This is a genomic window from Candidatus Omnitrophota bacterium (genome assembly GCA_028693815.1).
Classification (GTDB): domain Bacteria; phylum Omnitrophota; class Gorgyraeia; order Zapsychrales; family Aceulaceae; genus Aceula.
On the sequence record JAQUUP010000021.1, the window covers coordinates 20400 to 35264 of the forward strand.

The following is a 14865-nucleotide window of genomic DNA, read 5'->3' on the forward strand; positions in this document are numbered from 1 at the left end:
GATTTTTAGTAATTTATGGCTCGGCTAAAAGAAATATCGATAAAATACAATTTTTTTGAGAAATATATCCAAGAATTTCATTTTAATCTAAGAAATAAGCCAGATGAATGCGTTATCAAAGGAAGGCAGGCGATTTATTAAAGAGTCTCAATCTTTTAATAAAGACCATGTCCCGATAGAATCTAATTGAGAATTGGATCTAAAAGAAAAGTGCAATTAGCGGCCCCGATCACCAAAAAACTAATCGCCATGCGCATCATCTAGCCTAGTTAAGCTCAAAATTTCGCCTTCCTTTCCCCCTCCCTCGCTAAGCCCCATAAGCATATTAAAACTCGTAATCGGGACAATATTAATAATAATAGGAACAAAACCCTCTGCTTGGCTTAGTGCCGTTATGTCGATTTCAGAAATATCCAGCGCTATTCCCTTACCTCTAGATTCAATCTCAAACCCATCGGCGTCAAAATCAATACCACCAGGTGCCTGAATTGATGACGAACCTATCGAGTTTTCAACGTCCCTTTGATCACGATTCAGCCTGCTACCTTTTTTGCTTAAATCTAATACATACCGGTCTCCAAAAAAATGTCCAGCTAGCTCAAAACCCCACGCTTCCAATGCATTTCTTGTCTCTAAATCGTCTTGCTTTATAAGAACCTCGACTTGCCCATCATCGGCAAATAAGCTCTCTTCCGCACGATGAACTAAATTTAGAAGATGCGCATAGGAATACCCAGAAAACTCATCAAGTCCTGCGAAGAAAATACTATCAAATAACTCCGGAACAATTTCCTTGTCTTTGGAAAAAGCAACAAAGGTAGCTTCAGCCAAATTTCCCCGGAATACCGTTACCTTGGTTTCACGACTTGAATCAATGGCCGTTCGCAAATTAAGTGGATTGACATCATTAGCCAAAACAAAAACATTCTTGCTGTCTGCATTGTAAAACCTATCAACATAACCCTTTGTAATCTCTCCGGAGCCGGACCCGAGGTGCAGAACTAAACGAACGCCTGGATCATGTTCTTTGTATATTTTTAAGAAATTTGCCAATGGAAATTCTTCCATAGGATAACCTTTTTGGAGAAGTAAGTTTTCCCATCTACCGTCTGTATCCGCCCTGACATAACTATCTTTACTTGCTTTAAAAACAGCGCCAAAAAAGAATGGGATATATAAATCTTTTCCATCCCATAATATTCTTTCAATATTGACATAGTATTTCCCAAGGACCTCTTTTTCCTGTACATTCAAAAATTTAGATATATCCTCTTTTCCTCTAAACAATGCACCTGACTTTGGATTTTTTTCAAAAATTTTTTCATACAAATCTCCAATGATGTCATATAGTTTGCGTCTTTCGGCAATATCCAAAAACTGAAATAATTTTACAAAATGCCCAGGGGAATCAATATTCGGAATAAAAGCCGGAAACGGGATTTTCTCTAAACTCTTACGCGCTTCTTCTGCCTTTTTAATCTTTGCACGAGCCCGCAATATCTTCTTAAACAAAGCTATCTCCGTATCAGAAAGTTTTGGCGAGTCTAGCATTAGCTCATGTTGAAAAGATTCGTCGGGCAGATTCGAATCCGTCATCCTCCCCCATTCCTCTGAAGTAGCATTTATCCTAACAATTTCTCTAAAATCACCGTACGCTAAATCAATGAAAAATCTTGCGTTTCTAAAATCTCCTAACCTATAACTTAATTCGGCTATCTCTCGATGGATGTTCGCAATCTTTGGATGACCAGAAATTGCTCGGTCAGTTTTTTCTATCGCCTCGCTGAGAGCTTCCTCGATCTTTTTTCTATCAGACTCGGATACTTTCTCAAAAGTAAAAAGCGAGCTCATCTGCTCATCCGTCATATGGAACTTTTTGGTCGTTGGAGCAAGCCCGAAACTTTCATTGATTATATGGCCTACATGCTCTGTATATTCTTGATTTTCTTCCGGGCCAAAAATTTTATCCTGAAGGCCATAACGAAATGCCCTTGGGTATTGAAGACGTATAGTCTTTCCATCGCCACGCAAATAACGATGAATGCTGCCCCACTCTTTCTTTTGAAGGGCTTTCTTAAGGAGCTTACGATTTTCCTCTAAACGTAAAAATCCTTCTCCTGCCTCATGAAAAACTCCTATAGCTGTCACAACTTCTTTATTTAAGAAAATTCGATGACCAATAGGATCAAAAACACCTTTAAACCCGTGAATGTTATCATCTAAGAAGTAAATATCAAGGTCTTTGAGTAGCTCAACAATGCCTTCAGCTATTTTAATATCGTTTTTTCTTAATTTATTTGATACAAGGCTCGTCCCAACTCGCCCCATAGTAATTTTGCCCTTACTCTTTTTTCGCATGTTAATTTTTAATTTAATCTCATTAATCAAACTCCCTTTCTTAGAGTCATCGAGCTTCTCCCCTGAAAATGTTAAGCTACCAACTCTTTCTCCCATTTTATCATAGACATGCTTCCCATCTTCTGTGCCCAAGAAAATTTCGTTTGTGTCGTTATAGACTTGCATGCTCAAATTCGTCCGCCCAACCTCAGAACCGTCTAACCAAAAGAAATTGTTGTACGCAGATCCTATTAATCCTGTCTCAGCATCAATCCTATCGCCTTCCTTCTTTAAAAGATTGGAAGAAACAAATTGTTCAACTTCAGATTGAATGAACGAAAAACGATCTTTGCCTGCTAATAAAGCAAGATTATTTCCTTGGTCGCCGCTTAAAGTAGTGCCTGCTACATAATCAGAATTCTTAAGCATCATATTAAATCCACCAGAAAAATATTTTCGTGGGATATTCTGCTGAGTATTTTTATCATATTCAATCTTGATTATATCGCAGGCGCCTTTTTTAAAGGCAGCAAGATACTGATCGTAGATTTTCTGTGTGATCTCTTTATCCTCAACATCTATGCCTCTAACCTTTCCTTTATCTGCATAGACTTTATTAAGAATCGCATCTTTCAGATTATTCTTAAACCAATACGCTAAAATTAAAGAAGAATAAATCTGACGCAAAGGTGCAAAATGTTTACCCTCGTTGACTTCACGCTCAAGCTCCGGAATAATGATTTCACGAACAATTTCGTTTGTCAGCTGTGCGCTATAACCTGCAAAATTAACACTCTGAGGGCTTACAGTTTGTGATTTACGGCTTTCTTGCGTAGCAAGATAATCCTCTTCCAGCATCACTTTTAATTTACTCTCTACCACAAGTGCACGATCACCGTTTTCGTAAACAGCAGCCTTTTGTGGCACAATCCATACCTTATTAAAAGTCCCTACTGGAATATCAGTTGTGCCGTACTGTTGATAAGCTTTTTTGTAAACCTTATCCCAAAACTTTTTACCAAGCTCGTCTTCCGGTGAAATCAATGAAGCCGTGATTTGTTTTAAAAGATAATCCTGAGCAAGCATATCACGACCCATTTCAGTGAGGCCAAGCTTGCTAGGGATAATACGGTCTTTTTCGTAAGGCGAAAGATTAACCCAAAGGTCTTCATCCGAAATAGTTAAAGATGCCAAAAAGTATTTAATAAGCTTTTTACTCTCAGGCTTTAGGGTCTCACCTTTAAGCCCCGTATCTCCAGAATCTAAAATAAAATCAAATTTTAAGGGGTTGTTGGGATAGATTTTGATACCGCGTAACATGGCGGGTGCAAAGCCTGGGCTTGAAGGAACCATTACGCCAGGATTTGGCAAGCCCAGCAACCCCGTATTTGCAAAGGCAGATGGTGGGAATACAGTTGTCCCCATGAAAACCATGAGGACAAAGAAAACCCCTACCTTAAAAAATGTAGTCTTTTTTGTAATTTTGTGATTTAGCATACTTGCACCCAACATACTAACATATCTATTAATATCATGTTGTATCAAAATCTTCTATAAATATATACTATTTTAAGAAAAAAACAAGAGTGAGGAGAACTTTGTGGAGAATGCTCTCGTAGGATAAAAACTCTATAAAAGCAAGGGCAGCTTGAACTTACGCAAGCTACCATTAATACTGCTAAAGAATTCTTATTTAATTATGCATTGGCCGATTTATTGTACATCATTCTAAAGCAAAACCGCCAATACCTGCATCATAAAACTTCAAAGAGTCTGATCGGTTTTTAAAGCCTACTGATCAGAAAAATCTTTGATAATCTTGATCCAATGGAAAGGAATATGTTTTAAATAAAGGTATTTAATAACTAAATACTAATAAAGACCGTAACCGCTCATAATCCATGCAAGAAGCGGTTCTGAAAAGAAAAGTGCAATTAGAGCCCCGATCACAAGAAATGGACCGTAAGGAATAAGGCTCTCTTTAGTTCTAATTTTCTCAATAATACCAAAAACCGCACCAAAAAACGGAGCGATAAGAAATCCTAAAAGTGCAAGCTTCCATCCTAAAAATGCGCCAATCATAGCCATGAGCTTAACATCGCCACCACCCATGGATTCTTTTTTAAAAAGAAAATCGCCAATGATACCCATCAAATAAATCGAACCGCCACCAATCAAAACCCCTAAGACTGATCGCCATAAAGACAAAAGATGCGAATCCGCGTGATGCAGCTGTGGAATCGCAAGGCTAAAAATAAGACCAACAACCATTCCTCCAACACTAATCTCATCAGGAATAATCCTCTCATCAATATCAGTAAATGTTGCAACAATAAAACCTGACACCATAACTAGATAAGGCCATAAAATCGGCTGAAAACCAAAGTATCGATAAAGCCCTAAAAATGAAAGAGCTGTCAAAAGCTCAATTAGAAAATAGCGAAAAGAAAACTTTTCGCCGCAAAATCGACATTTTCCTCGCAACATAACATAACTTAAAAGTGGGATATTGTTGTACCAAGGAATCATTTTATTACATTTCAAACAGTGAGACCCTGGAGTCACAATAGATTCTTCTTTGGCCATACGAATAATGCAGACATTTAAAAAACTACCAATAATAGAACCAAATACAAAAAATACAATCGAAATAAAGTTTTGTTCTAATATCATGTTATTTAACTCCTTGCTGAAGAGCATTTTTCATTTTGGATCGAACAACCTCCGGCAGATCAATTTCGGCCCAATGCTGAAAAGCCAAAACGCCTTGATAAAAGAGCATGCCCAATCCGTTAGAAGTTTTTGCTCCTTTTTCTTTTGCCATCTTCAAAAACTTTGTTTGGTCAGGATTATAAATTAAATCGTACACCAGCATATCTGAATGCAATAAGTCTGGCTCAATAAGAACCTCATCTGAATCTTTTAATCCAATCGGCGTAGCATTAATCAAAAGATCCGACAGCTCAATATTAAGATCATCAATACTCTGGCACACCTCTACCTTTTCGCAGTTTAAATTTTGCGAAAGATCAGAAACAAGCATTTTTGCCTTATCATAATCAACATCATAAATTTTAATCCACTGAGGAGCCTGTTCAATCATACAAAATACTGAAAGAATCGCTCGGGCTGCTCCCCCTGCCCCTAAAATTGAAATACGTTTTGATTGCGGATTAAAACCAAGCTCTGTTATGTGAGCCAAAAAACCTGGGCCATCCGTATTGTATCCAGTAAGCCTTCTATTTTTTCCAATGACAATTGTATTAACAGCTTTGACTTTCTGCGCATAAGGATTGAGATTATCGAGATATGGGATAACTTTTTCTTTGTAAGGAACAGTGACATTTAGGCCAAAGATGGGGCTATCTGGTTTTTTTAATTCTCCTAAAAAAACCGAAAACTCTTCTTCTTTAAGGGGAAACAACTGATATGTCGCATCTACTTCTAACGCATCAAACGCAGCGTTATGCATTAAGGGTGATAGGCTATGGCCTAAAGGATAGCCTACCAACCCATAAATAGATTTTTGCTCATTCATAAATTATTTTATTTTGATTGCGCAATCATTTTGTTGATTGCATTCAAATACGCTTTAGCCGATGCCTCTAAGATATCTGTGCTTGCACCATGGGCGATATAACTTTTGCCTTTGATGCGCACCTTGACGGTAACCTCTCCTAAAGCATCTTTGCCGCGTGTAACCGACTGAATCGCATAATCCAAAAGTTCACCTTTAAGCTTAACAATGCTTTCAATCGCTTTATAACATGCGTCGACTGGTCCATCTCCGGAAGAACTTTTTTCAAAAGTTTTTCCTTTTGATTTAATCGCCACCGTAGCCTCTGGTTCAATTTTTGTTCCGCTTGTCGAAGAAAGGCTGACCAACTGCCATGCCTTTGGAATCAATTTCGCCTCATCCTCAGCAATAGCAATTAAGTCTTCGTCGTAAACTTCTTTTTTCTTGTCCGCAACATTTTTAAAACGATCAAACGCCCGGTCTAGTTCTTCATCTTTTAAGTCAATGCCCAAAGCTTTTAAACGAACACGAAAAGCATGCCGCCCAGAATGTTTTCCTAAAACCAAACCGGTTTCAACAAAACCAACATCTTCTGGTTTCATGATTTCATAAGTTGTTCTTTCCTTTAAAACACCATCCTGATGGATACCCGCTTCGTGACGAAATGCATTCGCCCCAACAATAGCCTTGTTTGGAGCAACTAAAAAACCACTATATTTACTAACCAAACGCGAAATTCTACAAATTTCCTGCGTTTTAATTCCCGTCGAACATCCATAATAATCTGACCGTGTTTGCAATGCCATGATGATCTCTTCGACAGATGCATTTCCTGCACGTTCGCCGATACCATTGACCGTGCATTCAACCTGACGTGCACCATTTTTGATCGCAGCCAAAGAATTTGCAACAGCAATACCCAAATCATTATGACAATGAACAGAAATAATGGCCTTGTTAATATTTGGCACGTTATTTCGAATATCTGAAATCAATTGTCCAAATTGATCCGGAACACCATAACCAACTGTATCTGGAATATTAACCGTCTTAGCGCCAGCTTTGATAACAGCCTCAACGATTGCGTACAAAAAATCTTTTTCTGTTCTCGACGCATCTTCCGGAGAAAATTCAATATCATCTGTCTTTTTTCTCGCGTACTTAACGGCATCAACAGCCATTTTTAAGATTTCATCTTTGCTTCGTTTTAATTTATGTTCCAAATGAATCTTCGATGTTGCCAAAAATACATGAATGCGCGGACGCTTTGCATCTTTAATTGCGTTATAACACGCATCAATATCTTTTTTCATTGATCGCGCCAAACCACAAACACTTGACTTCTTGATGTGTTTAGCCACATTACGAACAGAATTAAAATCTCCTTTTGAAATGATAGGAAATCCTGCTTCGATAATATCGACACCCAAACGCTCTAACGCAAAAGCCACTTCTAGCTTTTCCGTTTCGTTCATACTTGCGCCAGGCGCTTGTTCGCCGTCGCGCAACGTTGTGTCAAATATAAAAACTTTATCTTTTTTATTCATTTCAAATACCTCTAATAAAAATTACAATACACAAAATCCAAATTACAAACAATGACCAATAACCAATAAAACCAACAAACAAAAACCCTCAAAACTTTTAGCATCTTTTGTTTATTGTAATTTATTTGTCATTTGTTTATTGTAATTTGTAATTTCAAAAATGTTTTTACCCTCATTTCATCCAAGGCATCATACCGCGAAGCGTGAGACCAACTTCTTCTATTTTGTGTTCGTCTGCTTCTTTACGCCATTGGGTAAAATTTGGTCTTCCTTTTTTATTTTCTCGGATCCACTCTTTAGCAAATTTACCAGATTGGACTTCCGTTAACATCTTTTGCATAACTTTACGTGTCTTGTCGCTGATGATGCGCTTTCCTCGAGAAAGATCACCATATTCAGCCGTATCAGAAACACATTTTCTCATTCCTTGAATACCTGACGAATAAATCAAGTCTGTGATGAGCTTAAGCTCATGCAGGCATTCAAAATAAGCAATCTCTGGTTGATAGCCAGCATCAACGAGCGTATCAAAACCAGCTTTAACAAGCTCACTAACACCGCCACATAAAACAGCTTGCTCACCGAAAAGGTCTGTTTCTGTTTCTTCCTTAAAAGTTGTTTCAATAACACCAGCACGTGTTCCGCCAATACCCTTAGCATAAGCTAAAGCGGTTTGAAGAGCATTGCCTGTTGCATCTTGATGAATCGCAACCAAACAAGGAACACCTTTTCCCTCTTCGTACTGACTTCTAACAAGTGCACCTGGTCCTTTAGGCGCAATCATAAAAACATCAACATCAGCCGGCGGAACAATTTGACCAAAATGAATATTAAATCCATGAGAAAAAACAAGCGATTTGCCTGCTGTCAAATTCTTCTTAATGGCTTTTTTATAAAGCATTGCCTGAACATGATCTTGTGTCAAAATCTGAAGGATATCTGCTTTCTTAGCCGCCTTCTTTGCATCCATCGGTTTAAATCCGTCCTCAACAGCCAAGGCATAATTTTCAGTATCTTCAAGCTCGCTAACAATAACATTTAATCCGCTATCACGAAGATTAAGCGCTTGTCCTCGGCCTTGAATACCGTAACCGATGATTGCAATAACTTTGTCTTTGATTGCATCAAAACTTGCATCTTTGTCATAATAAATTTTTGCCATTTTATTTACCCTTTCTTTAAATGAGCATCTGACTTACGTTGAATTTAGCGAGGCGTCAAATCAGCCCGCGTGAATTTACCCCAGGAGCGATTTAAAAGCGACGTGGGGGTTTTTCTAATTGTTATAATGTTACAAACTTATCTCTTTTATGTCAAAATTTTAACCAACTGATAATATTCATCAATAGGAACAACATTGATGCTACACGCTTGTCCCAAATCAACAACATTAATTTTATCCTGCACAACACCGACCGCTTTACCATACTCTCCTCTAAGAAGACATTCAATGGCAGCTGCCCCAACCCGTGTTGCTAAAATTCGATCAGATGCCGTCGGAACACCACCTCTTTGAATATGACCCAAAACAACATAACGACTTTCAAAGCCTGTAACCTCTGTTACTTTTTGAGCAACTTCATGAGCCTTGCCAGCACCCTCGGCCACAATAATCATCCAGCTGATTTTTCCTTTAGCATGCCCTTTCTTAATATCTTCATACATCGCTTCATAATCAAATTTTCTTTCTGGGATAATTACATCTTCTGCTCCTGAACCTAAAGCAACCTGAAGTGCAATGTATCCTGAACGATTGCCCATAACCTCAACAACAAAAATACGTTCCATACTATGCGCGGTGTCTCGAATTTTATCAATCGCATCAAGTGCAGTATTAACCGCTGTATTGCAACCTATCGTTTGATCTGTTCCGCGAAGGTCGTTATCAATTGTCCCTGGAAGGCCAATCGTTGGAATTTTCCATTTTTTAAAAAGATCAAGCGCTCCAGCATAACTTCCATCCCCACCAATCACAACAACTGCATCAATACCATATTTTTTGATGGTCGCAACCGCCTTTTTTTGCCCCTCTTCATTTCTAAATTCAGGAGAACGAGCTGTTTTTAAGAACGTTCCGCCGCGGCTAATCATGTTGGCCACAGATCGATGATTTAAGTCAATAACTTCATCATTAATTAATCCGCTATATCCACGCATAACACCTTTCACTTCTAAACCATTATACACTGCCATGCGCACAACGCTTCGAATCGCTGCGTTCATACCCGGACCATCACCGCCAGAAGTTAAAATTGCTATTTTTTTTATTTTATTTTCTATCATCTTAATACCGATAATGTTCTGGTTTATATGGTCCTCCAACTGGATAACCAATATATTTTGATTGTTTCTCCGTCATAACTGTAAGTTTTGCGCCAACATGATCAAGATGCAAACGAGCAACTTCTTCGTCTAATTTCTTAGGTAATCGATAAACACCAATCTTATATTCATTTTTCCAAAGATCAAGCTGTGCTAACGTTTGGTTTGTAAACGAATTGCTCATAACAAAAGACGGGTGGCCCGTTGCACAACCCAAATTAACCAAACGTCCCTGTGCTAAAAGAATAATAGAATGCCCATCAGGAAAATAATACAAATCAACCTGAGGCTTAACATTAATTTTTTTGATTCCTGGCCAATGCTCGAGTTTTGTAACCTGAATCTCATTATCAAAATGACCAATGTTACAAACAATCGCGCTATCTTTCATTTTAGACATATGGTCTGCTGTAATAATTTCGAGGTTTCCCGTTGTGGTCACATAAATATCCCCAACATCCAAAACATCTTCGATTATCTTGACTTCAAAACCTTCCATGGCAGCTTGAAGCGCACAAATAGGATCAATCTCGGTAATAATAACCCTTGCTCCATAACTTTTCATTGAGCGCGCCGATCCTTTTCCAACATCTCCATAACCGCAAACAACAACCACTTTGCCTGCAATCATAATATCCGTTGCGCGCTTAATACCATCAGCTAAAGATTCACGGCAACCATAGAGATTATCAAATTTTGATTTTGTTACAGAGTCATTAACATTAAACGCGGGAAATAAAAGCTTGTTGTCCGCCATCATCTGATAAAGCCTGTGAACACCCGTTGTTGTCTCTTCAGAAACACCTTTGATATCTTTGGCCATGCGATGCCATTTATCTTTATCTTGTTTTAGAATTTCTTTGAGACAAGCGTACAATTCTTTTTCATCTTCTGTCTCGACATTGGCATCCAAAATAGATGCATCGTCTTCGACCTCGCAACCTTTGTGAACCATCATAGTTGCGTCACCGCCATCGTCAACAATCAGTGTCGGTCCTTTGCCTTCAGAAAATGATAGTGCCTGAAGCGTACACCACCAATACTCTTTCAGTGTCTCGCCTTTCCAAGCAAAAACAGGAACACCCAAATCAGCAATCGCTGCGGCAGCATGATCTTGAGTCGAGAAAATATTGCAACTCGCCCACCTAACCTGCGCACCCAGTTCAACTAAAGTTTTAATCAGAACTGCTGTTTGAATTGTCATGTGGAGCGATCCAGTAATGCGAGCGCCTTTTAATGGTTTTTCTTTTCCGTATCTTTTTTGAAGAACCATTAATCCTGGCATTTCTTTTTCAGCAAGTTCAATTTCTTTATGCCCAAATTCAGCCAAAGAGATATCGGCAATTTTATAATTCTGAACACTGTCTTTCAATTTTGTCATCATTTCCTTTTTTATTTCATCTCGTTAGAAAACCTAATTCTTTAGCAGGTTTACTTTAAAGCTTTGGCAAGCTTTGCTGCTTTGTCTGTTTTTTCCCAAGAAAATTCTTCTCGCCCAAAATGACCATATGTTGCAGTCTTACGATAAATGGGCTTTAAAAGATCCAACGTCTTAACAATACCACAAGGCGTTAAATCAAAATTCTCTTCAATCATCTTAACGATTTCTTGCTCAGAAATCTTTCCTGTGTCAAACGTATCAACCATAATGCTAACCGGCTCTGCCTTACCAATAGCGTATCCAAGCTGAACCCAGCATTTCTTAGCCAACTTTGCAGCAACAACATTTTTCGCGATATAACGTGCCATATATGTTGCAGATCTGTCAACCTTGCTTGGATCTTTTCCAGAAAAAGCACCACCGCCATGCGAAACAACCCCACCATATGTATCAACAATAATCTTTCGCCCTGTGACACCTGTATCTGATTGTGGCCCACCAACAACAAATTTTCCTGTCTGATTAACATAAAACTTTGTTTTCTTATCAATCAATTTGTCTAAAATCGGTCGAATAATCATGTCAATCATTTGCTTTCTTGATTTATCCGTAATCTTTTTACCTGTCTTATCAAGAATCTTTTCTGTATGCTGACACGCTAAAACAATAGCATCAGCGCGCACTGGTTTTCCATCTCTATATTCAATCGTAACTTGACTCTTGCAATCTGGGCCAAGATAATCTAACTTTTTTGACTTTCGAACATCTTCAACCCTCTTAACAATCTTGTGAGCCAACATAATCGGCAACGGCATAAGCTCCTTTGTTTCATCGCAAGCATAACCAATCATAATGCCTTGATCGCCCGCTCCACCAGAATCAACACCTTGCGCAATATCCGGAGACTGACTAACAATCGCATTTAAAATGGCGCATGTATGCGCTGAAAATCCGTACTTATCATGAGTATATCCAATATCCAAAAGAACCTCTTTAACCAATTTCTGAATATTAACATATGTTGTTGTTGTAATTTCCCCGCCGACAACAACGAGCCCTGTTGTAATAAACGTCTCACAAGCAACTCGTCCTTTTGGGTCACCCTGTAGAACAGCATCTAAAACAGCATCAGAAATCTGATCACACACTTTATCTGGATGTCCATTTCCAACTGATTCTGATGTAATAAAATATTTTCCTTTCACTTAGAACTCCCTCCCTTTTAAAATTTAAGAATTTATTCTAAAATCAATTTGCGCTTGAGTATAAGCCTCGATACTTCCTATATCATACCATTTTCCTTCAAACTGAAATCCTAAAAGCTTCTTTAGCTGACAAAGCCACTTAATATAATCCCCAGCCAAATCAACTTTTCCAGATTCTTTGATATACTCTGCAATTAAAGAAAGTGTTTCTACCGGCATGTAATAAAGGCACATCGCAATCAAGCTTGTTTTGGGCTTCGCAGGCTTCTCTTCAAAAACAGTAATGTTTCGATTTCCATTCATCATGGCAACGCCAAACTTTTTTGCCATTTCTTTTTCTTTAATATCATAAAGTCCTACTGTGACCTTATCGCTCTGCTCTTTAGCAAAATTTAAAAACTCATCTAAGGCATAATCAAATAAATTATCTCCGCCAATAACAAGCAAATCTTCCTTTATGTCATGCTGATTAGCAACAAACCGAATATCACCAATAGAACCTAATCGATCTTCTGGTGTTTCTGTTTTATCATTAATAATTGTAATTGGAAAAGAAAAATCTTTTTTTCCAGAAGCCCAATCTTTAAAATGCTCAAAAAATTTATCATTCGTAACAACGTAAACTTCACTTAAATCTGAAGCATTCTTTACTTTTTCAATCAAATGATCAATCAGCGGCTTATCACCAATAGGAAGTAACGGCTTTGGTTGATCCTTTGTCAAAGGGTACAATCGCGTCCCATAACCTGCTGCCAGAATTAAAGTTTTCATAAAATCTTACTCTTTTCCACTGTAAACATGAGGAGCATGTTTTTTTAATTTCATCTTCAGGAACTCCTCAACGTGCTCACTGGTTGAAAGCATCAAAGCTTCTTTTGCAACGGATTGCGCATCGGCATAACTAACGCTACGAATAAGCTCTTTAATTTGCAAAATATTAAAAGACGACATACTAAACTCATCTAACCCCATTCCAAGCAAAAGAAAAGCTAAAATCGGCTCACTAGACATTTCCCCACATAAACCAATCTCAATGCCCGCCTCACGTCCAGCATCAATTGTTCTCTTAATAAGCCTTAAAACCGCCGGATGTGCTGGTTGATAAAGGCTTGCTGTTTGTTCATTTGTTCGATCAACCGCCAACGTATACTGGATCAAATCGTTTGTTCCAATGCTAAAGAAATCAACTTCTTTTGCTAAAAGATCCGCTGTCATTGCTGCTGAAGGAACTTCAATCATAACACCTACTGACATCTTAGGCTTAAAAGCAATCTTTTCTTTTTTCAAGCTATTCTTTGCCTCTTGCAACATAGCATTGGCCTCCCTAAGTTCAGAAACACCCGAGACCATAGGATACATCATTTTTAAATTTCCATAAACCGATGCCCTTAAGATAGCACGCAATTGTGTTCTAAAAATTTCTGGTCGCCCTAAACAAAAACGAATAGCGCGCCATCCTAAAAAAGACTGAACTTCCTTTGGCACCTCAACACTTGAAGCAAATTTGTCACCACCAAGATCAAGAGTTCGAATAACAACTGGATTTGGCGCCATTTTCCTTAAGATATATTTGTATGCTTTAAACTGTTCTTCTTCAGTTGGCAAATCGCTTCGATTCATATAAAGATATTCTGTCCGATATAGGCCAACGCCATTGCTACCTTGTTTTAAAATGACTGGAATTTCTTCCGGAAGTTCTAAATTGGCCATGATTGAAACACGCCGCCCATCTGTTGTTTCTGCTGGCAAATCCTTGATATCATCAAAACGTGTTTTAGATGCAGCAATTTTACTTTTAACAATATTATATTTTTCCTTCGTCTTTTCGGACGGATGAACAATAATCAAACCCTTGCGGCCATCTACAATCAAATAATCCTGGTTACTAACACGAAGCATAGCATCTTTAAGACCAACCACAGCAGGAATCCCCAAAGACTTTGCCATAATAGCCGTATGCGACGTTCGTCCTCCAACATCCGTTGCAAATCCCAAAATCTTTTTATTATACATACCCGCTGTATCTGAAGGAGAAAAATCATGCGCAATGACGATTGTCTCTTCTGTCAAATCACTAAGATCATGCAATTTTGTTTCTTCCACCAAATTTTTCAAAACACGCTTGCTCACATCATTAATATCGCTTGTGCGATCTCTCAAATATTCATCTTCAATTTCAGAGAAAACTTTAATATACTTTTTCATCACCTGAGAAAAAACATATTCAACGCACATTCTTTCTTTTTTAATACTTTTAATAACTTCCTGAATAATTGTTCGATCTTCCAAAACAAGCAAATGAGCATCAAAAATTTGCGCATGACGAACACCCATATCTTTTGAAATTCTTGTTTGAATGCTTAAAATTTCTTCACGTGTTTTAATCAACGCTTCCTCAAAACGTGCAATCTCAACTGGAATTTCTTTTTCCATAATCGATCTAGGGGAAATATATAAATCCTGTTTATCTAAAATAAACGCTGGCCCCGAAGAAACCCCTGGCGCTGCGGAAATTCCTATCAAAACTAATTCTTTCTTTTTCATCTTTGTCATAGC

Annotated in this window: 10 protein-coding genes; all 10 read right to left on the reverse strand. The window is 38.1% G+C overall.

Features of this window, described 5'->3' with window-relative positions; all coding sequences use genetic code 11:
* Positions 1-240: 240 nt before the first annotated feature.
* On the reverse strand, positions 241-3834 hold the full coding sequence (locus tag PHY73_06820) for a hypothetical protein (GenBank protein ID MDD3375412.1): 3594 nt from the start codon (positions 3832-3834) through the stop codon (positions 241-243).
* Between the two features lie 375 nt (positions 3835-4209).
* Positions 4210-5010, reverse strand: a complete 801-nt coding sequence (locus tag PHY73_06825; GenBank protein MDD3375413.1) for a prepilin peptidase — start codon at positions 5008-5010, stop codon at positions 4210-4212.
* Position 5011: 1 nt separating this feature from the next.
* Positions 5012-5875 carry a shikimate dehydrogenase gene (gene aroE / locus PHY73_06830; GenBank protein ID MDD3375414.1) on the reverse strand — a complete coding sequence of 288 codons (864 nt, stop codon included), beginning with the start codon at positions 5873-5875 and terminating at the stop codon, positions 5012-5014.
* An 8-nt stretch (positions 5876-5883) separates the two neighbouring features.
* Complete coding sequence (locus PHY73_06835; protein ID MDD3375415.1) at positions 5884-7401, reverse strand: 2-isopropylmalate synthase; 1518 nt, start codon at positions 7399-7401, stop codon at positions 5884-5886.
* Positions 7402-7573: 172 nt separating this feature from the next.
* On the reverse strand, positions 7574-8563 hold the full coding sequence (gene ilvC, locus PHY73_06840) for a ketol-acid reductoisomerase (GenBank protein ID MDD3375416.1): 990 nt from the start codon (positions 8561-8563) through the stop codon (positions 7574-7576).
* A 146-nt stretch (positions 8564-8709) separates the two neighbouring features.
* Positions 8710-9669 (reverse strand): 6-phosphofructokinase, encoded by a 960-nt coding sequence (pfkA, locus tag PHY73_06845; protein ID MDD3375417.1) that lies wholly within the window; start codon positions 9667-9669, stop codon positions 8710-8712.
* A gap of 16 nt (positions 9670-9685) precedes the next feature.
* On the reverse strand, positions 9686-11104 hold the full coding sequence (gene ahcY, locus PHY73_06850; GenBank protein ID MDD3375418.1) for an adenosylhomocysteinase: 1419 nt from the start codon (positions 11102-11104) through the stop codon (positions 9686-9688).
* 50 nt (positions 11105-11154) lie between these two features.
* Entirely contained in the window at positions 11155-12309 is a 1155-nt protein-coding gene (gene metK / locus PHY73_06855) for a methionine adenosyltransferase (protein MDD3375419.1), read from the reverse strand.
* Between the two features lie 24 nt (positions 12310-12333).
* On the reverse strand, positions 12334-13080 hold the full coding sequence (locus PHY73_06860; protein ID MDD3375420.1) for a nucleotidyltransferase family protein: 747 nt from the start codon (positions 13078-13080) through the stop codon (positions 12334-12336).
* A gap of 6 nt (positions 13081-13086) precedes the next feature.
* On the reverse strand, positions 13087-14865 hold a 1779-nt coding region (gene ptsP, locus PHY73_06865), incomplete at its 5' end, for a phosphoenolpyruvate--protein phosphotransferase (GenBank protein MDD3375421.1).

Coding starts and splice junctions, on each gene's coding strand:
- ahcY (MDD3375418.1), bottom strand. CDS start 11,104: ATGACAAAATTGAAAGACAGTGTTCAGAATTATAAAATTGCCGATATC.
- ilvC (MDD3375416.1), bottom strand. CDS start 8,563: ATGGCAAAAATTTATTATGACAAAGATGCAAGTTTTGATGCAATCAAA.
- PHY73_06860 (MDD3375420.1), bottom strand. CDS start 13,080: ATGAAAACTTTAATTCTGGCAGCAGGTTATGGGACGCGATTGTACCCT.
- PHY73_06835 (MDD3375415.1), bottom strand. CDS start 7,401: ATGAATAAAAAAGATAAAGTTTTTATATTTGACACAACGTTGCGCGAC.
- aroE (MDD3375414.1), bottom strand. CDS start 5,875: ATGAATGAGCAAAAATCTATTTATGGGTTGGTAGGCTATCCTTTAGGC.
- PHY73_06820 (MDD3375412.1), bottom strand. CDS start 3,834: ATGCTAAATCACAAAATTACAAAAAAGACTACATTTTTTAAGGTAGGG.
- PHY73_06825 (MDD3375413.1), bottom strand. CDS start 5,010: ATGATATTAGAACAAAACTTTATTTCGATTGTATTTTTTGTATTTGGT.